A 19,546-nucleotide genomic window follows, 5' to 3' on the forward strand; every position below is an offset into this window, starting at 1 on the left:
ATGCGCCTGATCCAGCTCTCACGTGAATCGCTTAATTTCCCGCCGCCAGAAATGGCGTTGCGGGAACCCAATGGCCTGCTGGCAATGGGGGGAGACCTCAGTCCGCAGCGTTTGCTTAACGCTTATCATCGGGGCATTTTTCCGTGGTTTTCCCCTGGCGATCCTATCCTCTGGTGGTCACCCGATCCGCGGGCAGTGCTGCTGCCTGAACATTTCCATCTCAGCCGCAGTATGAAACGCTTTCATCAAAAATCCCCTTATCAGGTCACACTGAACCAACAATTTCAGCAGGTGATAGAAGGCTGCGCCAGCGATCGTAATGAAGGAACCTGGATCACCCATGAGGTGAAACGCGCCTGGCAAAAGTTGCATGAGCTGGGACACGCACAGTCGATAGAAGTATGGCGTGGTGAAGACCTGGTCGGCGGTATGTACGGGCTGGAACTGGGGCAAATCTTTTGCGGTGAATCGATGTTCAGCCGCAGCGAGAATGCCTCCAAAACGGCATTGCTGGTCTTCAGTGAGTACTTTCAGCAACAGGGTGGCAAGTTAATCGACTGCCAGGTGCTTAATCCTCATACCCTCTCTCTGGGCGCGCAGGAAATTCCCCGCGCGGCCTACCTGCAATATGTCCATTCTCTGGCGCATCAGCCTCTTTCTGCTGATTGCTGGCAGCCACGTCGGCTTTTTTAATGCAATCCTTCTATGTTTTGCACGCAACAGGGCAAGAACAGTGATATAATATGCGCGTTTGGTATGTCGTCCGCCTTTCACCGGTACAAGATGGTGATGCGGAATACCAGGCTGGGAATCTCAACGCACCTTTTCAGAACTGTTTTAATCGTGCGACCAAAGCATATTTTAAACAGATTCTTAGCCCGCTGTTCCCCCACGCTGACGTCACTGACTCCAGATTAATTCGTAATCCGTCTGCGCCAGGTGCGCGTCAGAGGGATTGATGTGGATGAATTCATCCGCAATTCTTTACTTAATACGTGAAATTCGGCATTATCTCGCCGGTTCAAAACTAAGGTAGTCCACCTAGAGGATTCGATGGCCAAAGAAGACAATATTGAAATGCAGGGTACCGTACTCGATACGTTACCTAACACCATGTTCCGCGTTGAATTGGAAAACGGTCACGTGGTTACCGCTCATATCTCCGGTAAAATGCGCAAAAACTACATCCGCATCCTGACGGGCGACAAAGTCACTGTAGAGCTGACCCCGTACGACCTGAGCAAAGGCCGCATTGTCTTCCGTAGTCGCTAAGTGACCCATTCTGAGGTGCTGCCGCGTTAATCGCCAGCAGTACCGCTACGCCAAACCGGACTGCTTTCAGTCCGGTTTTTTTACGCCTGAAATATAGTGATTCGTGCCCCTAAAGTGCCGTTGCCTCCTTGCCGATAAATCAGATAATTCTTAAAAAATGGGTACCTCAACCTTATAATTCTGATGGTGGCAAATAAATGATAAGAACGCTGCACTCTTTCCCTCTTAAACCGCTGGTTATTGCACTGGCGGCGGCTCAAAGTCTGACGTCTCTGGCACATGCCATCCCAACACAGACTGAGCAGGTTGTTGACGCCAGTTATAGCTATACGACAACACTGAGCCCCACTACTGATATTCTGACGTTCACACCTGACGCCAACTTTTCCATCTCCAGCATTGCGGTAAATAACCAGCAGCATACCCAACGGGTGGATAATCAGGGCATTCTCAACTCGATTTACTCATCGACGCTGATGAACCAGGGGATCATCGACACCCTGCGCAATTCAGGTCAGCTCACTATTGGTTCCAACAGTGGAATGGTTTTATCGGGCGGCGCGATTTACAACACCAATAACGCCACCATTACTAACCTGATTAACAGCGGTACCATCAGTACCAATGGTACGTCTATGCCGATGCCCGGTATGGGAGCTGCGGGGATTCAGAACAATGGAATCATTACGACACTGACTAATCAGGCGCTCGGCACTATTTCCAGCACTAATACGGCCATCTTCAATTCAGGTACCATTACCGAGCTGAACAACGAGGGCACCATTCGTCAGTTGGGTAATAGCAACATCTATATTGGAACGGCTATCACCAACTACGGCACGCTGACGACCCTTAATAACAGCGGTACTATCATCGGGAATGTCACCAGTTACTCCATGACCGACCTGGTGATAAACGGTGGGAACATCCGACGTGGCATACTGACCGGCATCACAAGTGATTCGATAATCTTACCAAACTCAACGCTCGGTACACTGGGCAGTTACAATGCTAATCTCGCTTTCCAGCAGGGCAAGCTTTGGTTGAATGATAATGTCGGGCTCGGCAGCAACGGTACACTGACCAATAGCGCTGACGTTCTGATTACCCAACCGGTAAACATTAATGGGAATTATCATCAAACTGCTGCGGCCGTCCTGAATATTGGTGTTACCGACTTTACAAACGCTAACGGCAGCACTCTCGATGTGGGCTACGGCCGCCTGAACGTGAATGGCAATGCACAGATAGACCCTGGGTCGTCCATTCGCTTAACCAGTACTGGCAGCAGCTATGGTTTCGCCAGCGGCCAGCGCTATGTAGTGATCAATGCCACCACGGCCGATTATAATGCCGCCATGCTGCATTACAGCGCTGACACGTTTAATGGGACAGTGACAGGTGCAGCGATTAGCGACGAAGTCAATAATACCAATAACCTGGTCGTTTATCTGTCCGGCGGTAATAACAGCGGTGGCGGTAATAACAACGGTGGCGGCAATACGCCAAAGCCGGGTAAACCGCTTCCGACGACGGGCAATGCCATCTCGTCACTGAATGGTCTGTCGAGCTACAGCGGCATCTCTTCCCCTGCGCTGCTGAATCTGTTCAACGCCTCAAAAACCATCACCACGGAAGCGGAAGCCAACCGCATCGGCGAGCAGCTTTCGCCAGGCCAGAACAGCATGGCGTCCGCCGCCACCTCGGCCGCATCCATGGATGCCCTGGGCGTCGTTGGCACGCATCTGGACGGCCTGCGCATCACCCCGGGCGCCAGCGCACGCGGTATCGCCACCGGTGATGACAGCCTCGACTGGGCCGCCTGGGGCAAACCGTTCTACGGCAGCGCGCGTCAGGGCATGGTCGATAACGTCAGCGGTTACCGCGCACATTACGGCGGCCTGGTGCTGGGTGCCGACCGTCAGATTCTGGACAGCTGGCGTGCCGGTGCGGCGTTAAGCTACAGCCGCACCTCCGTTAAAGGCCAGGATAACGTGAAAGGCAGCAGCAGCGACGTTGACGCATGGGGCGGCATTCTCTATGCCACCTACAGCGGCGAGCCGTGGTTCGTCAACCTCAGCACCAGCCTGACCCGCCAGTCTTATGACAGCCAGCGTCAGGTGGCCTTCGACGGCTTCAACGACAACGCCAGCGCGCACTTTACCGGGCAGCAGGTGGCACTGAAGTCGGAGGTCGGTTATCCGCTGGCATTAGGGGCTAACACCACACTGACCCCGCTGGCCAGCCTGAGCTACAGCTACCTGCATCAGGGCAGCTACCAGGAAAACAGCGACAATGGCAGTGCGCTGGATGTCGACAGCGCGCACAGCCAGTCGGTCGAAAGCAGCCTCGGCGGTAAACTGGCGCACAGCTGGTCAACGCCTGCCGGCGACCTGTCTCCGTTTGTCCAGGTGATGTGGACCCATCAGTACGATCGCAGCCCGATGACCACTAACTCCGGTTTCAGCGCGGACAGCCTGGGGGAAACCCGCTTTACCTCACAGGGCGCCCGCCAGGCTGCAGACAGTGCGGATACCAGCGTTGGTGTTTCACTGGCCCATGCCGACGACCTGACGCTGGAAGCGCGGTACGACCTGCAAACTGCACCGCAGTTCATGGGTCAGACCGTCAGCCTGCAAGTGCGTAAGCTGTTCTAAGCCACGGGTGAAATTCATGCCCCCAGGCGTTGGATTACTGCGGTGTAGTCTGCCGCAGTAATCCTGCTGCAAAAGTGGTGCCTCTGGCTTCTATACCGGGGCGCTGCCTGCAGTACCGCTACGCCAAACCGGACTGCTTTCAGTCCGGTTTTTTTATGCCTGAAATATAGTGATTTGCACATCTAAAGTGCCTCTCAATGCTGCCGATAAATCAGATAATTCCTATAAAACGGACGGAGAAAACCGTCTTGTTAACTCTGATGGTGGCAAACACAATGAATAAATCGCTGTATTCTTTCCCACTCAAGCCGCTGGTTGTTGCGCTGGCGGCGGCTCAATGTTTTAACCTTGCTCACGCCGACCCGGCACAAACCGAAGAGATAATTAGTCACTCAGCTGTCATTAATCAGCTCACCGTCTCTACCGATATTCTGACGATTGAGCCTGCGGCAACCTTGAGTTCAACTACCACATCCATGTCGTATCTTGCTACCGTAGCCAATATGAAAGATACCGATTTAGTGGATAATCAGGGCAGTATCTACAACGACTCCAAGCTTGCTTTCTATAACGGTGGCGGGGGAACGCTTTCCTCTCTGAAAAACTCAGGGGTAATGAACTCAACAGATTTCATTGCGCTGGAAAACGACAACACGATTGGTTCTCTGGTAAACAGCGGGCTAATCACCTCTGGCAACAACACATCAAGCACGTCGGATCCGATGTCAGGGATCGCTAACTTCGGTACGATCACTACGCTGACTAACACCGATACCGGTGAAATCATCGGGGGAACAAAAGCTATTTTTAACGTTGGCGTGATAACGACTCTGAATAACGATGGTTATATTGGCGTGTATGGTAACGGGCTGAACTCATCTGATAGCATTGCCATTCTCAACAAAGGTACGATTGGCGCGATCAACAACAGCGGAACCATCGCCGGTGACATTGTCAACAATACCAGTAATGCTCTGGTGATCAACGGGGGCGTAAATCGTCGCGGTTCGCTGATCGGTAGTAATCAGATGATTTATTCATTCTCATTACCAACATCCTCACCGATTGGTGCGATAAACAGCACAGGGGCAGATGTGCGTTTCCAGACGGGACAGCTGCTGCTGAACGACAACGTGTATCTGGGTGGCACTCATACCCTGACCAACAACGCTGATGTTCTGGTTAATGAGAGTCTGAAGGTCGACGGCAACTACCATCAGACCGCTAACGCGATCCTGCGTATTGGGGTTTCCGATGCCTCCCAGGCGCTGGGAAGCGCGCTGGATAGTGGCTATGGACGCCTGAACGTCAGAGGAAATGCGGTGATTGATGCAGGGTCTTCAATCAAATTACTCAATACAGGCAGCTATGGTTTTGCCGATGGTCAGCGCTATGTGGTGATCAAAGCCAGTACTGCCGATTATAATGCCAGCAAGCTGCACTACAGTGCTGACACGTTTAATGGCACAGTGACAGGTACAGCGATTAGCGACGAAGTCAGTAATACCGACAACCTGGTCGTCTATCTGTCCGGCGGTAATAACAGCGGTGGCGGTAATAACAACGGTGGTGGCAATACCCCAAGCACGGGCAGACCGCTTCCGACAACTGGCAATGCCATCTCGTCACTGAATGGTCTGTCGAGCTACAGCGGCATCTCCTCCCCTGCGCTGCTGAATCTCTTCAACGCCTCAAAAACCATCACCACGGAAGCAGAAGCCAACCGCATCGGCGAGCAGCTTTCGCCAGGCCAGAACAGCATGGCATCCGCCGCCACCTCGGCCGCATCCATGGATGCCCTGGGCGTCGTTGGCACGCATCTGGACGGCCTGCGCATCACCCCGGGCGCCAGCGCACGTGGTGTCGCCACCGGTGACGACAGCCTCGACTGGGCAGCATGGGGCAAACCTTTCTACGGCAGCGCGCGTCAGGGCATGGTCGATAACGTCAGTGGTTACCGCGCCCATTACGGCGGCCTGGTGCTGGGTGCTGACCGTCAGATTCTGGATAGCTGGCGTGCCGGTGCGGCGTTAAGCTACAGCCGCACCTCCGTTAAAGGCCAGGACAACGTCAAAGGCAGCAGCAGCGACGTTGACGCATGGGGCGGCATTCTTTATGCCACCTACAGCGGCGAGCCGTGGTTTGTTAACCTCAGCACCAGCCTGACCCGTCAGTCTTACGACAGCCAGCGTCAGGTGGCCTTCGACGGCTTCAACGACAACGCCAGCGCGCACTTTACCGGGCAGCAGGTGGCACTGAAGTCGGAGGTCGGTTACCCGCTGGCATTAGGGGCTAACACCACCCTGACCCCGCTGGCCAGCCTGAGCTACAGCTACCTTCATCAGGGCAGCTATCAGGAAAATAGCGACAACGGCAGTGCGCTGGATGTCGACAGCGCCCACAGCCAGTCGGTCGAAAGCAGCCTCGGCGGTAAACTGGCGCACAGCTGGTCAACGCCTGCCGGCGACCTGTCTCCGTTTGTCCAGGTAATGTGGAGCCATCAGTACGATCGCAGCCCGATGACCACTAATTCCGGTTTCAGCGCGGACAGTCTGGGGGAAACCCGCTTTACCTCGCAGGGTGCCCGCCAGGCTGCAGACAGTGCAGATACCAGCGTCGGTGTTTCACTGGCTCATGCCGATGACCTGACCCTGGAAGCGCGTTACGACCTGCAAACTGCACCGCAGTTCATGGGTCAGACCGTCAGTCTGCAAGTGCGTAAGCTGTTCTAAGCCACGGGTGAAATTCACATCCCGTTGCGTTGGGTTACTGTGGTGCAGCCTGCTCATCGGTTGCGCCACCGATAACCGAGTTGTCACCGCCGACGCCATTGCGCGTGCGGCGGGTTTACAGCAGGGTGAAATCAACTCCGCCCCCTTTGTACTCAGCTGGTGGGGGCGCATTCGCGATCCTCAGCAGCCTGTGCATCTCTATATTGAAGGTGATGGTTTTGCCTGGGTCACTCCCAGTCAGCCCTCACGCGATCCCACCCCGTTTAACCCTACTGCGCTTAAACTTGCCGCTGCCGACCCTGCCCTGAATGTGGTCTATCTGGCACGTCCCTGCCAGTACATCCCAATGACGCGCAATCCCGTCTGTAACAAGAGCTGGTGGACCGACCGCCGCTTTGCTCCAGAGGTGATTAATGCAATGAATAATGCCATCACACAGATTGCCCGCCAGGCCCCCGGTCAGCCGCTCGTGCTGGTAGGCTACTCGGGTGGTGGTGCGGTGGCTGCGTTAGTCACGGCGCGGCGCCATGATGTGCAGTCGCTGCGCACGGTGGCGGGAAATCTCGATATGGATGAGGTGAACCGTCTGCATCAGGCCAGCCCGATGCCACAGTCGCTGAATGCCAAAGACGTTGCCCCAAGGCTGTCAGGGCTGCCACAGATCCACTTCTCTGGCAGTGAGGATCGGGTGGTGCCGCACAGCGTGGCACAAGGCTATGCGGATGCCAGCCACTCTTCCTGCGTACAAATCGTTGAGGTTCCTGGGCTGACACACGGGGGTCATTGGGAAACGCACTGGACCGCCCTACTGGCGCAACAGCCCGCCTGTAAATAGACAAAAAAAAGCCTGATGAATCATCATCAGGCTTTTTTATTCGCGCAGGTCCGGCAAATTAATGCACGGTCCCCTCCGCTTTACGCTTCTGTGCACTCAGGAAGTGATAGGTCAGTTGGTTTTTATCTTTATCCAGCGCCACCGACACCGATCCCCCATCAACCAGTGAACCAAACAGCAGCTCATTGGCTAACGGTTTCTTCAGGCTCTCCTGAACGGTACGGGCCATTGGGCGTGCGCCCATTGCCTTGTCGTAGCCTTTCTCTGCCAGCCAGTCACGGGCGTCATCACTGACTTCCAGCGAGACACCTTTCGCATCCAACTGGGCCTGGAGTTCGACGATAAACTTGTCGACAACCTGATGGATCACGACCTGGTCGAGATGTTTGAACCAGATAATATTATCCAGACGGTTACGGAACTCTGGTGTGAAGATCTTTTTGATCTCTTCCATCGCATCGGTACTGTTGTCCTGCTGGATCAGGCCGATAGATTTACGTTCGGTTTCACGTACCCCGGCGTTCGTGGTCATCACGACCACCACATTACGGAAGTCCGCTTTACGGCCGTTATTATCCGTCAGCATGCCGTTATCCATCACCTGCAACAGCAGGTTGAAGACATCCGGATGCGCTTTCTCAATCTCATCCAGCAACACCACCGCATGCGGATGTTTGATCACCGCATCGGTTAACAGGCCGCCCTGATCGAAACCAACATAGCCCGGAGGCGCACCAATCAGACGACTGACGGTGTGACGTTCCATATACTCGGACATGTCAAAACGCAGCAGCTCAATACCCAACGCTTTCGCCAGCTGAACCGTTACCTCGGTTTTCCCAACACCGGTCGGGCCGGCAAACAGGAAGGAACCAACAGGTTTACGATCCTGGCCCAAACCTGCACGGCTCATTTTGATCGCTTCGGTCAGCACTTCAATGGCATTATCCTGGCCAAATACCAGCATCTTCAAGCGATCGCCGAGCGTTTTCAGTGAATCACGGTCGGAAGCCGACACGCTCTTCTCAGGAATACGGGCAATACGCGCCACCACCGTTTCGATATCCGACACGTTGACGGTTTTTTTGCGTTTGCTGACCGGCATCAGACGCGCACGGGCACCGGCTTCATCAATAACGTCAATCGCCTTATCGGGCAGATGACGGTCGTTGATGTATTTCACCGCCAGCTCCACCGCCGCACGCACCGCTTTTGCGGTGTAACGAACGTCGTGGTGCGCTTCGTACTTCGGCTTCAGACCATTGATGATCTGCACCGTTTCCTCAACCGTTGGCTCAGTAATATCAATTTTCTGGAAGCGACGTGCCAGCGCACGATCTTTTTCGAAAATATTACTGAATTCCTGGTAAGTGGTAGAACCCATCACGCGAATTTTCCCACCCGACAGCAGCGGTTTAATCAGATTTGCGGCATCCACCTGGCCGCCTGATGCCGCGCCAGCACCAATAATCGTATGAATTTCATCGATAAACAGAATGCTGCTGGTGTCCTGCTCAAGCTGTTTCAGTAACGCTTTAAAGCGTTTCTCAAAGTCACCACGGTATTTAGTGCCCGCCAGCAGAGAACCAATATCCAGTGAATAGATGGTGCAATCTTTCATCACTTCCGGCACATCACCCTGCACAATACGCCAGGCAAGACCTTCCGCAATTGCCGTTTTACCGACCCCAGATTCGCCCACCAGCAGTGGATTATTTTTACGACGGCGGCAGAGAACCTGAACGGCGCGTTCCAGCTCTTTATCACGGCCGATCAGCGGGTCAATACCGCCAACACGAGCAAGCTGGTTAAGGTTGGTGGTGAAGTTTTCCATACGTTCCTCCCCGCCTGCTTGCTCTTCATTAACCGGATTCTCAGCACCCGATGCCGGGCCTGGTTCATCTTTGCGTGTGCCGTGTGAGATGTAGTTCACCACATCAAGACGACTGACTTCATGTTTGCGCAGCAGATAAGCAGCCTGCGACTCCTGCTCGCTAAAGATCGCGACCAGTACGTTAGCGCCCGCAACTTCGCTGCGGCCGGATGACTGCACGTGGAAAACAGCACGTTGCAGTACGCGTTGGAAACTTAGCGTCGGCTGTGTGTCGCGCTCTTCTTCGCTGACCGGCAAGACCGGGGTGGTTTGTTCAATGAAAGCTTCGAGCTCCTGCCGTAACGCGACAATATCCACCGTACAGGCTTCCAGTGCCTCTCTGGCCGACGGGTTACTGAGCAATGCCAGTAACAAATGCTCGACGGTCATAAACTCATGTCGGTGCTCGCGCGCTCTGGCGAAAGCCATGTTTAAACTGAGTTCCAGTTCTTGATTGAGCATAGGCACCTCCCCCACAAATAGATCGCCTTATTCAGGCTTTTTCCAGCGTACAAAGCAACGGATGCTCATTTTCCCTGGCATACTTGTTCACATTAGCGACTTTAGTCTCTGCGACTTCAGCAGTAAACACACCGCATATCGCCTTTCCCTGGTAGTGAACCGCGAGCATCAGTTGCGTTGCACGTTCAACATCATAAGAAAAGAACTTTTGCAGAACGTCAATAACAAATTCCATAGGCGTATAATCGTCATTATTCAGAATAACTTTATACATCGAGGGTGGCTTGAGCTCCTCACGGACTTTATCGTCTGCAAGCTTTTCAAAATTAAGCCAATCGTTAGTCTTTCCCATACCTACCCAGTGTGATCAACATTGCTTACTTACGCCAGACTAACATCATTCATGTTAGGAATAACATGAGCACAATGTTGTACAGCGCGGTTGAAATTGTGTACAGAAATCATCAATCGCGACCTTCATCACAAAATTCGCAATAGCGTTAACTGCTTCAAATTTTGATGATTTCATCCCCATCATAACCGCCCGTTTGCTTGACCCTTGATGCCAATTCTCTACAGTACAAACACAGGCTGAATGAAGATTAACCAGCCGTCAGGTTTTTAAACCTGGACACCTCACTCAATTTGAATGTCTTGCGAGGGATGTAGAAGCATGGAGACGGGTACTGTTAAGTGGTTTAATAACGCCAAAGGCTTCGGTTTCATCTGTCCGGTGGGCGGCGGCGAGGATATTTTCGCTCACTACTCAACGATTAAGATGGACGGTTACAGAACGCTGAAAGCCGGGCAACAAGTCCAGTTTGATTTGCATCAGGGCCCAAAAGGCAATCATGCCAGCCTCATCGTCCCTGTTGAAGAGGCCATCGCTATCAGCGCATGACCCTTTACTCATTCTGTACAACCCTGCGACAAAATGCCAGCCAGTGATGCTGGCATTTTTATTGGGCGCTCTGCTCACTCTCCTAATATGGGTGGACAGATGCGTTTTTCAACCCAGGCAGAATGCCATGAACGGAAATAACGGCATTAATCCGCTTTCCCTCGCGCCAGCCCCTGTACGCTGGCAAACATGTTACGCAGCAAAGGCGGTACTGACTCCGTTCCGCGTTCAGCGGCATCCATCGCCACTGAAATGGCCAGCTCCGGCTTGGAAGCGTGCTGGAGGGCCTTGCCAATAATTCGCCGCATATTCATCGGTACATTGGGAGGCAGCCTGGCGATACGATGATAGACCGCAGCAAAACCCGCTTTGTACAGGAAATGCTCCATATCCAGTGCGGGTAATTGCGTCAGGTGCTGGTGTTCGTCTGCCCGCGCCTGATCCAGCATACTGCGAGCCGTAGCAGCATATTTCTTTCCGGCATCATCGCCATCGGTGAGAACATGCCATTCAATGCCCATACGTTGAGCGAATTTCAGCAACGGCTTTAACCCGGACTGGGCGAACTCAATCACCTTCACGCCTTCTGCCGCAAAATGATAACCGCACTGGCGCGCCAGCTCGTTCATCACCCACACCTCTGTTTCACCTTCCACCAGTAACCAGCAGCGCGCAAACAGCGAAGACGGGCGGTTAAAACGAATGTGAAAAGCGATGCGTCGGCTGTCCTCAGCGCTCATGCCTGCGGGGCCAATACGCCACGCGGCTACGCGCTGTGGCTCGCGTACCAGGCGACACACCTGCTCCACCGGCACTTGCGACAGCAGTTCACCCGAGTTCGTGGTGACGATTTTTTGCAGGGGCAGCAGGGAGAGTAACTCCCAGGCCACTGCCAGCATGGTCGGGTGCAGGCGGGTTTCCGGGTCTTCCACCAGTAATAACGGCCGGGCCTGCGCATCCAACTGCTGCGCGCCACGCGCCTGAACCAGCAGGGCAAACATGCGCAACAGGATCAGTCGACGGCTGCGGTCGCCTTCGGCAATCAGGTGATTCATCTCCCGCAGATGACGCCAGCCACTGCCGGATTCACGCTGCTGGGGAGGGACACGGCTGGCCGGAAGAGAGGCCTGGGACGACTGAAAAGAAAAATAGTGTTCCACCAGTTGTTGCAGGGTATTCAGCCCTTCGCGCAGTGCGGTATCCGTCAGATTTTGCGGGCAGATCGCCACGTCACGCATCAGATCTTCCATCATACTTGTCAGTTCAGTCAGCGGCGCAGACGGTGCTGCATCGTGTGGCTGGCGTCGGCTGAAACGTGCATCGCGCAGGCGCAGCACGGGATGCAGGCGGATCAGTGCTGTTATCGCCTCCGTCGCCTGGTCGCCGCTAATGATGCTTTGTCCGCGAGCATCTCGAAACTGTCGGCGGGTTACTATCTGTTCTTCGTCCAGCAGCCGCCCCTCGATACAGAGTTCAAGACGGCGCAATCCGCCTTCGCCTCGCCACCACAGGGAGGAAAGCGGCTGATACTGCACCGCTTCCGCCTCACCCACCTCGCGTTCGCAAAACGTCAGTACGATCTGCACATCGCGTTCCCGACGATGCCGTTCACCCGGCAGGTAATGAAAATCATGCCGCCTGAACTGGTACAGATCCTGCTGAGGAGCCAGCAACAGCGTCAGCGCATCCAGCAGGCTGGATTTCCCCCAGGCATTTTCGCCAATCAGAACGTTGTTTCCTTCCAGCGGCAACGACAAGCGGTTGATGCCACGAAAGCCGACGATGGCCATTTTTTCCAGAATCATCTTTGCCCCTTTTTGCTTTTGTATTGAGAATGGTCGGCCTGCGTCGGTGGGTCAAGCCACGGAGAAAAAACGCTGTTTGCCGTTGCAGAATTGCGCCAGATCAAACCAGGGCAGGTTAATCTTTACGGCTGCTTGTATCCCGGGCCGTAATCTCATACATAAAGATGCATATTAAATACATCTTATAAAAGGTGAGACCATGTTCTGTATTCAATGTGAGCAAACAATGCGTACTCCGGTCGGCGACGGCTGTGCTTACGCGCAAGGTATGTGCGGTAAAACAGCGGAAACGTCCGATCTACAGGATCTGCTGGTGGCGGTGCTTCAGGGCTTGTCAGCCTGGGCACTTCAGGCACGCAGTCTGGGAATTATCGATCACGAAGTGGATAATTTCGCCCCGCGCGCGTTTTTCTCCACGCTGACTAACGTCAACTTTGATTCCGCGCGTATCGTGGATTATGCGTTTGAAGCGATCGCCCTGCGCGATCGTCTGCAACAGCGCTGCGTGCAGAGGGGGGGTAGCCTGCTTCTCGATCACCCGCTCGCCGCGCTCAACCTGGCAAGCCATGAAATTGCCGGGTTGCAGCAGCAGGCCGCACAGTTTGCACTGAACGAGGGTGGCGCGGATGCCGATACCCTCGGGTTGCGTCTGCTCTGTCTCTATGGACTAAAAGGGGCGGCAGCCTACATGGAGCATGCACACGTCCATAACCGCTTCGATAACGCGATCTATGCTGAGTATCATCAGATCATGGCCTGGCTGGGGACAAACCCTTCTGCCACCAACGATCTGGTGGCCTGCGCCATGCAGATCGGCAAAATGAACTTCACCATCATGGGGATGCTGGATGAAGCGCAAACGACGGTTTATGGCGATCCACAGCCCGTCACCGTCAATGTCCGCCCGGTGGCCGGCAAGGCGATCCTGATTTCTGGTCACGACCTGAAAGACCTCCAGTTCCTGCTGGAGCAGACCGCCGGAAGAGGCATTAACGTTTTCACCCACGGCGAGATGTTACCTGCCCACGGCTACCCGGAACTCAAAAAATACCCGCATCTGGTGGGTAACTACGGCAGTGGCTGGCAGAACCAGCAAACGGAGTTTGCCCGCTTCCCAGGCCCGATAGTGATGACCTCCAACTGCATTATTGACCCGCTGGTAGGCGATTATCAGCAGCGTATCTGGACACGCAGCATCGTCGGCTGGCCTGGCGTCAATCACCTGGAAGGTGACGATTTCTCTGCCGTCATCGACCAGGCAGAGAGTATGCCGGGCTTCCCCTGGAGTGAAATTCCTCATGAGATCACTGTCGGCTTCGGGCGTAAAGTGCTGCTGGATGCCTGTGACAGTATCATCGACCTGGTAAGCCGCCAGAAACTGCGCCATGTGTTCCTGGTGGGTGGCTGTGATGGCAGCCGTGACCAGCGTAGCTATTACACGGATATGGCGCTGGCGATCCCACAGGACTGCCTGGTGCTGACGCTGGCCTGCGGGAAATACCGCTTCAATAAACTGGAGTTTGGCCATATCGAAGGGTTACCACGCCTGCTGGACGTGGGCCAGTGTAACGACAGCTACGCGGCCATTATGCTGGCGGTCAGACTGGCAGAAAAACTCAACTGCGGCGTCAACGACCTGCCGCTGTCACTGCTGCTTTCGTGGTTTGAACAAAAAGCCATTGTCGTACTGCTCACGCTGTTATCACTGGGGGTAAAAAACATTCGTACCGGCCCAACCTCCCCGGCATTCCTCACCGATAACCTGCTGGCACTGTTGCAAAAAGAGTTCGGTATGATCCCGGTTAGCAGCGTGGAAAACGATCTGGCCACCATCCTCGGCAACGTGGAGTAACTCATGAATTCAACGATACTATGCCCCTGGCGCATGCAGGTTCACCATGTGCAGCAGGAAACCCCCGATGTCTGGACGCTTGCGCTGATTAACCATGACTTCTATCGCTGGCAGGCGGGCCAGTTCGCGCTGGTGAAAATCGGTAACAGCGATGAAATGCGCGCATATACGCTGTCATCCACCCCAGGACAAAGCCCGTTTATCACGCTCACCGTGCGGCAGATCGAACAGGGCAAAGGCTCGGGCTGGTTGACGCGAGATGTTCGCCCGGGAAACGATATTTGGCTGTCCGATCCTCAGGGAGATTTCAGCTGTCAGCGCCATCCCGCCAGCCATTATCTCTTTCTGGCGGCAGGCTGCGGCATCACACCGATGATGTCGATGTGCCGCTGGCTACATGCGCAGCGCCCGGCCTGCAATGTGCAACTACTGTACAGCGTTCGCTCACCGCAGGATGTCATTTTTGCCCATGAACTCAGCGCCATGCAGCCGTGGTTAACGTTGACGATTATCGCTGAAAATAGCGGCACGGAAGCGATGCTATCCGGCCGCCTTGATCGTATGCGCCTGGCCGCACTGGTGCCTGATATGGTTCGGCGTACCGTGATGATCTGCGGACCCGAGGCCTATATGGCGAGCCTGCAACATGATGTGAAGGCACTGGGGGCAAAGACGATTTTCACAGAACAGTTCACCCCGGTAGCCGATGTCGCCAAAGAAGAGACGCAGTTTACCCTGCGCAGCCCGATGCGCTTACAGGCTGACACCTTTCCGTCAGGCTGGTCACTGCTGGCCGCGATGGAACACCATAAACTCCCCGTTGCCGCTGCCTGTCGCTCGGGCGTGTGCGGCTGCTGTAAAACCCGCGTGACGGAAGGCCACTACCAAACCCGCAGCCAGCAGACACTTAGTGACACCGAGATTAGCCAGGGTTACGTACTGGCATGCAGCTGCTATCCAGAAAGCGATATCGTCCTCGCCTGATCTCACGTTTGACTCCCGTGTGAAACCGCTTGTTTCACACGGTATCACCTGCCCGGCGCATCCTAAACTAAGCTTGTAACCGTGAACTTTATCTTCCCGTCAAAGGACATCCCCATCACTGAGGAGAACGCATGAAGCAAACTGTTGCAGCCCTGGTCGCAAAAACACTGGAAAGTGCGGGCGTAAAACGTATCTGGGGCGTCACGGGCGACTCACTGAACGGCTTGAGTGACAGCCTTAATCGTATGGGAACCATTCGCTGGATGCCCACGCGTCACGAAGAAGTGGCGGCGTTTGCCGCTGGCGCTGAAGCTCACCTTACTGGAGAACTGGCGGTCTGTGCCGGATCCTGTGGGCCCGGTAACCTGCATCTCATCAATGGTCTGTTCGACTGTCACCGCAACCACGTGCCGGTATTAGCGATTGCCGCACATATTCCGTCAGCGGAAATCGGCAGCAACTACTTTCAGGAAACACATCCACAAGAGTTGTTTCGTGAATGCAGCCACTACTGCGAACTGGTCTCTAACCCTGAGCAACTCCCTCAGGTGCTGGGGATTGCCATGCGTAAAGCGATCCTCAATAAAGGCGTTTCCGTGGTGGTGTTACCGGGGGATATTGCTCTCCAGCTGGCCCCGGAAACCGCCAGTGCCGACTGGTATCCTCCGCAGTTACCGCAGGTGCAGCCCGTTGCCGCTGAGCTGGAGAAACTAGCTGCTGCGCTCAATCAGGGCGGCAATATCACCCTGCTGTGCGGCAGCGGCTGTGCAGGCGCGCACAGCGAAGTGTTGGCACTGGCTGAAACCCTGAAAGCCCCGGTGGTGCACGCCCTGCGCGGCAAAGAACATATCGAATACGATAATCCCTACGACGTGGGTATGACCGGATTAATCGGCTTCTCCTCCGGCTACCACGCAATGATGAATGCTGACACGCTGCTGATCCTCGGTAGCCAGTTCCCTTACCGGGTTTTTTATCCGGCCAATGCGAAAATCATTCAGATCGATATCAATCCCGGCAGTCTGGGCAGCCACTGTGCGCTGGATATGGCGCTGGTCGGTGATGTCAAGGCCACGCTCACGGCCTTACTGCCACAGCTCAGTGTGAAAACCGAACGCGGCTTCCTCGATCAGGCGCTGGAGCACTACGCCAAAGCGCGTAAAGAGCTGGATGCGCTGGCCACCGCTAACGATAAACAACCGATCCATCCGCAGTATCTGGCACAGCAGATCAGTCGCTACGCCAGCGAAGATGCGATCTTCACATGTGATGTCGGCACCCCAACCGTCTGGGCAGCCCGTTATCTGAAAATGAACGGCAAACGCCGCCTGCTTGGATCATTCAGTCACGGTTCAATGGCCAATGCGATGCCGCAGGCCATTGGTGCCCAGGCCATAGATCCTGGCCGTCAAACCATCGCGCTGTGTGGTGACGGAGGATTCAGCATGTTGATGGGCGATTTCCTCTCACTGGCACAGCTAAAGTTGCCGGTCAAAATCGTGGTGTTTAACAACAGCGTATTGGGGTTTGTGGCAATGGAGATGAAGTCTGGCGGCTATCTCACCGACGGCACCGACCTGGAAAACCCCAACTTCGCGGCGATTGCTAACGCCTGCGGAGTGAAAGGCATTCGGGTTGAACAGGCATCGCAACTGGACGACGCCATACAACAGGCGCTGGCACATGATGGCCCGGCACTGATCGACGTGGTCACCGCCAAAGAGGAGCTGGCGATGCCGCCGCAAATCAAACTCGAACAGGCGAAAGGCTTCAGCCTGTATATGCTGCGCGCAATTATTAATGGTCGCGGTGACGAAGTGGTTGATCTGGCAAAAACCAACTGGCTGCGGTAAAAAAGAGTGAAGGCCTTTTCACGGACGCTGCGGCGTCCGTTTTACTGTTGACAGGAGAGTTGAGCGTGATTGACCTGCGTAGTGATACCGTGACCCGCCCCAGCCAGGCGATGCTGAATGCAATGATGTCGGCTGAAACCGGCGATGATGTTTATGGTGATGACCCCACCGTCAATCAACTGGAATCAGAGGCTGCTCGCCTGAGCGGCAAGGCCGCCGCCCTGTTCCTGCCCACAGGTACCCAGGCGAATCTGGTCGCCCTGCTTTGCCACTGTCAGCGTGGTGAAGAGTATATCGTCGGTCAGCTGGCACATAACTACAAATACGAAGCAGGCGGCGCGGCAGTGCTGGGCAGCATACAGCCCCAGCCGATCCTTGCAGCCGCTGACGGATCGTTACCGCTGGATGTGGTGGCGCAGTTTATCAAACCCGATGATGTCCATTTCGCTATCACTCGCCTGTTAAGCCTGGAGAATACCCATAACGGCAAGGTGCTGCCGATTGCCTATCTGAAACAGGCGTGGGATTTTACCCGCGAACGTCAACTGGCGCTGCATATCGATGGTGCACGTATTTTCAACGCGGCGGTGGCGCTGGACGTGCCGCTGGAGGCACTTGCACGCTATTGCGATACGCTGACGATCTGCCTGTCTAAAGGGCTGGGAACGCCGGTAGGATCGCTGTTGTGCGGCAGTGAGGAATTTATTCATCGCGCTCGCCGCTGGCGGAAGATGACAGGCGGTGGCATGCGTCAGGCGGGAATTCTGGCCGCCGCCGGGCTGTATGCGCTGGAGCATAACGTCGCCCGCTTAAAAGATGACCACGACAATGCCGCCTGGCTGGCAGAGGCACTGCGTGGCATCGGCGTGGATGTCACCCGTCACGATACCAACATGGTGTTCCTGCGGCTGCCAGAAGCGCAGGTTGCCACGCTGGGGCCGTGGATGCGCGAACGCGGTATTCTCCTCAGCCCCGGGCCCGTGACGCGTCTGGTAACCCACCTGGATGCCGACCGTGATGCACTGCAACAGCTGGTCAGCCAGTGGCAGGCATTTTTAGCCGCGCAGTAAATTAGTCAGAACCGTATTTCTCCAGTAACGCAGCGGCAATGGCTTCGGTTTCAGCATCGGCCACGCCGCTGTAATCTGACGGGCGAAAGTGCATTTGAAAGGCGGCGATCAACGCCTGCTGCTGATACGGTTTCATCTGCGGCGTCACCTCATAACCATAACGGGCTAACAGATCCAGCAGGCGGGTTTTATCCACGCGCTGTGTCGGTGGGCGACCCGCCAGCCAGAATGTCACCCTTTCTGCATCAGGCCATGCACCAATACCCTGCCCGGCAAACCACTGCCAGGGAAACAGCGGGCCAGGGTCCTGTTTACGCAGCGGAGCAATATCACTGTGCGCCACCACGTCCTGTGGCTGAATACCGTAGCGCTGCACAATGTCACGCACCAGCGGCAACAGTGCATCCATCTGCGACTGTGGGAACGGCTGCCAGACCACAACGCCGCCCTCACGGTGCCAGCCCTGATTCTCCAGCTCAATACCGATGGAGGTATCATTCAGCCGGGTTGCGCCGCGCCAGAAACTCTCCCCGGCATGCCACGCCAGCATCGCCTCCGGCACCAGTCGCCATACCAGCGGCTGACCATCATATTTCGGTGGCGTTGCCGGTAAAAGATAGTGAGCGCTTACCCGACGGTCGGTTAGCGTATTCAGTGAACGCGGGAAGTCCCCGGCCGTATAGTGGATCACCAGCACTTTGACGCGCGGGCGCGCACCGTAAGCTTCCTGCCGGGTATCCACCGTGTATCCCTGATGCGGTTGCAGCCCTTTCGGGGTAATAGAGGTATACAGAAAGACCGCCAGCAGCAGCAACAGCGGGCGAACGATAGACAACGGACGCATCAGTGATGCAGTTTCACTGCGGTGCCACTGACGCTGACCATCAGCATACTGCTGTCTTTGCCCACGGTTTCATAATCAATATCGATTCCGACAACGGCATCGGCCCCCAGTGCTTTCGCCTGTGCTTCCAGCTCGCTAAACGCTATCTGGCGCGCCTTACGCAGTTCTTTCTCATACGCCCCGGAACGGCCGCCGACGATGTCGCGGATGCCGGCAAAAAAGTCTTTAAAAATGTTGGCGCCAAGAATCGCCTCGCCGGTGACGACACCGCAATATTCAGTAATGGGCTGGCCTTCCAGCGTTGGCGTTGTGGAAAATTTCATGTCGCTCTCCTTGTTCAGTGTTCACTTCGCTCTTGCAACTATACTCAGCGGCTATAATCAATGATAAAGCACACTCGCTGATA

The 19,546-nt window shown here is 55.1% G+C and carries 15 protein-coding genes; 10 read left to right on the forward strand and 5 right to left on the reverse strand.

Features of this window, described 5'->3' with window-relative positions:
• The 5 genes from aat to FVB43_RS23380 all read left to right on the forward strand — a co-directional run bounded on the left by aat (nt 1) and on the right by FVB43_RS23380 (nt 7,496).
• Nucleotides 1–693, forward strand: a complete 693-nt coding sequence (gene aat, locus FVB43_RS23360; RefSeq protein WP_133841051.1) for a leucyl/phenylalanyl-tRNA--protein transferase — start codon at nt 1–3, stop codon at nt 691–693.
• 360 nt (nt 694–1,053) lie between these two features.
• Nucleotides 1,054–1,272: a translation initiation factor IF-1 gene (gene infA, locus FVB43_RS23365; protein WP_002211347.1), complete on the forward strand. Its 219-nt coding sequence runs from the start codon at nt 1,054–1,056 to the stop codon at nt 1,270–1,272.
• A gap of 197 nt (nt 1,273–1,469) precedes the next feature.
• Nucleotides 1,470–3,929 carry an autotransporter family protein gene (locus FVB43_RS23370; RefSeq protein ID WP_159337138.1) on the forward strand — a complete coding sequence of 820 codons (2,460 nt, stop codon included), beginning with the start codon at nt 1,470–1,472 and terminating at the stop codon, nt 3,927–3,929.
• A gap of 275 nt (nt 3,930–4,204) precedes the next feature.
• Nucleotides 4,205–6,661 (forward strand): autotransporter family protein, encoded by a 2,457-nt coding sequence (locus FVB43_RS23375; RefSeq protein ID WP_167864865.1) that lies wholly within the window; start codon nt 4,205–4,207, stop codon nt 6,659–6,661.
• Nucleotides 6,662–6,668: 7 nt separating this feature from the next.
• Nucleotides 6,669–7,496: an alpha/beta hydrolase gene (locus tag FVB43_RS23380; protein WP_167864866.1), complete on the forward strand. Its 828-nt coding sequence runs from the start codon at nt 6,669–6,671 to the stop codon at nt 7,494–7,496.
• A 58-nt stretch (nt 7,497–7,554) separates the two neighbouring features.
• On the opposite strand, the gene clpA is transcribed toward FVB43_RS23380, so the two are convergent.
• Together clpA and clpS are read right to left on the reverse strand one after the other, a co-directional pair.
• Nucleotides 7,555–9,831 carry an ATP-dependent Clp protease ATP-binding subunit ClpA gene (clpA, locus tag FVB43_RS23385; RefSeq protein WP_167864867.1) on the reverse strand — a complete coding sequence of 759 codons (2,277 nt, stop codon included), beginning with the start codon at nt 9,829–9,831 and terminating at the stop codon, nt 7,555–7,557.
• Nucleotides 9,832–9,862: 31 nt separating this feature from the next.
• Nucleotides 9,863–10,183, reverse strand: a complete 321-nt coding sequence (gene clpS, locus FVB43_RS23390; RefSeq protein WP_133841056.1) for an ATP-dependent Clp protease adapter ClpS — start codon at nt 10,181–10,183, stop codon at nt 9,863–9,865.
• Nucleotides 10,184–10,504: 321 nt separating this feature from the next.
• Between clpS and cspD the strand changes: the two genes are divergently transcribed.
• On the forward strand, nt 10,505–10,732 hold the full coding sequence (gene cspD / locus FVB43_RS23395; protein WP_133841057.1) for a cold shock-like protein CspD: 228 nt from the start codon (nt 10,505–10,507) through the stop codon (nt 10,730–10,732).
• 146 nt (nt 10,733–10,878) lie between these two features.
• Here cspD and FVB43_RS23400 read toward each other — a convergent pair whose 3' ends face one another.
• The gene (locus tag FVB43_RS23400; protein ID WP_167864868.1) at nt 10,879–12,537 is read right to left on the reverse strand and encodes an ATP-dependent nuclease; all 1,659 of its coding nucleotides are present in this window, start codon (nt 12,535–12,537) and stop codon (nt 10,879–10,881) included.
• Nucleotides 12,538–12,736: 199 nt separating this feature from the next.
• On the opposite strand from FVB43_RS23400, the gene hcp reads away from it, so the two are divergent.
• From hcp to ltaE, 4 genes are all read left to right on the forward strand, one after another.
• Nucleotides 12,737–14,389 carry a hydroxylamine reductase gene (gene hcp, locus FVB43_RS23405; RefSeq protein ID WP_133841059.1) on the forward strand — a complete coding sequence of 551 codons (1,653 nt, stop codon included), beginning with the start codon at nt 12,737–12,739 and terminating at the stop codon, nt 14,387–14,389.
• A 3-nt stretch (nt 14,390–14,392) separates the two neighbouring features.
• Nucleotides 14,393–15,373 (forward strand): NADH oxidoreductase, encoded by a 981-nt coding sequence (hcr, locus tag FVB43_RS23410; RefSeq protein WP_133841060.1) that lies wholly within the window; start codon nt 14,393–14,395, stop codon nt 15,371–15,373.
• A gap of 131 nt (nt 15,374–15,504) precedes the next feature.
• Nucleotides 15,505–17,226, forward strand: a complete 1,722-nt coding sequence (poxB, locus tag FVB43_RS23415; protein ID WP_167864869.1) for a ubiquinone-dependent pyruvate dehydrogenase — start codon at nt 15,505–15,507, stop codon at nt 17,224–17,226.
• 65 nt (nt 17,227–17,291) lie between these two features.
• Nucleotides 17,292–18,296 (forward strand): low-specificity L-threonine aldolase, encoded by a 1,005-nt coding sequence (ltaE, locus tag FVB43_RS23420; RefSeq protein ID WP_167864870.1) that lies wholly within the window; start codon nt 17,292–17,294, stop codon nt 18,294–18,296.
• Nucleotide 18,297: 1 nt separating this feature from the next.
• Here ltaE and FVB43_RS23425 read toward each other — a convergent pair whose 3' ends face one another.
• Nucleotides 18,298–19,140: an N-acetylmuramoyl-L-alanine amidase gene (locus FVB43_RS23425; RefSeq protein ID WP_159338120.1), complete on the reverse strand. Its 843-nt coding sequence runs from the start codon at nt 19,138–19,140 to the stop codon at nt 18,298–18,300.
• Nucleotides 19,140–19,463: a heavy metal-binding domain-containing protein gene (locus FVB43_RS23430; RefSeq protein ID WP_159338119.1), complete on the reverse strand. Its 324-nt coding sequence runs from the start codon at nt 19,461–19,463 to the stop codon at nt 19,140–19,142. Before FVB43_RS23430 ends, FVB43_RS23425 begins: the two co-directional genes overlap by 1 nt.
• Nucleotides 19,464–19,546: the final 83 nt, after the last annotated feature.

Origin of the sequence: Erwinia rhapontici (assembly GCF_012271765.1) — a bacterium.
Lineage (GTDB): Bacteria > Pseudomonadota > Gammaproteobacteria > Enterobacterales > Enterobacteriaceae > Erwinia > Erwinia rhapontici.

Excerpts from the sequence above, each read along its gene's own strand:
- aat (WP_133841051.1), top strand. The coding sequence starts at position 1 with ATGCGCCTGATCCAGCTCTCACGTGAATCGCTTAATTTCCCGCCGCCA.
- infA (WP_002211347.1), top strand. The coding sequence starts at position 1,054 with ATGGCCAAAGAAGACAATATTGAAATGCAGGGTACCGTACTCGATACG.
- FVB43_RS23370 (WP_159337138.1), top strand. The coding sequence starts at position 1,470 with ATGATAAGAACGCTGCACTCTTTCCCTCTTAAACCGCTGGTTATTGCA.
- FVB43_RS23375 (WP_167864865.1), top strand. The coding sequence starts at position 4,205 with ATGAATAAATCGCTGTATTCTTTCCCACTCAAGCCGCTGGTTGTTGCG.
- clpA (WP_167864867.1), bottom strand. The coding sequence starts at position 9,831 with ATGCTCAATCAAGAACTGGAACTCAGTTTAAACATGGCTTTCGCCAGA.
- clpS (WP_133841056.1), bottom strand. The coding sequence starts at position 10,183 with ATGGGAAAGACTAACGATTGGCTTAATTTTGAAAAGCTTGCAGACGAT.
- cspD (WP_133841057.1), top strand. The coding sequence starts at position 10,505 with ATGGAGACGGGTACTGTTAAGTGGTTTAATAACGCCAAAGGCTTCGGT.
- FVB43_RS23400 (WP_167864868.1), bottom strand. The coding sequence starts at position 12,537 with ATGATTCTGGAAAAAATGGCCATCGTCGGCTTTCGTGGCATCAACCGC.
- hcp (WP_133841059.1), top strand. The coding sequence starts at position 12,737 with ATGTTCTGTATTCAATGTGAGCAAACAATGCGTACTCCGGTCGGCGAC.
- hcr (WP_133841060.1), top strand. The coding sequence starts at position 14,393 with ATGAATTCAACGATACTATGCCCCTGGCGCATGCAGGTTCACCATGTG.
- poxB (WP_167864869.1), top strand. The coding sequence starts at position 15,505 with ATGAAGCAAACTGTTGCAGCCCTGGTCGCAAAAACACTGGAAAGTGCG.
- FVB43_RS23425 (WP_159338120.1), bottom strand. The coding sequence starts at position 19,140 with ATGCGTCCGTTGTCTATCGTTCGCCCGCTGTTGCTGCTGCTGGCGGTC.
- FVB43_RS23430 (WP_159338119.1), bottom strand. The coding sequence starts at position 19,463 with ATGAAATTTTCCACAACGCCAACGCTGGAAGGCCAGCCCATTACTGAA.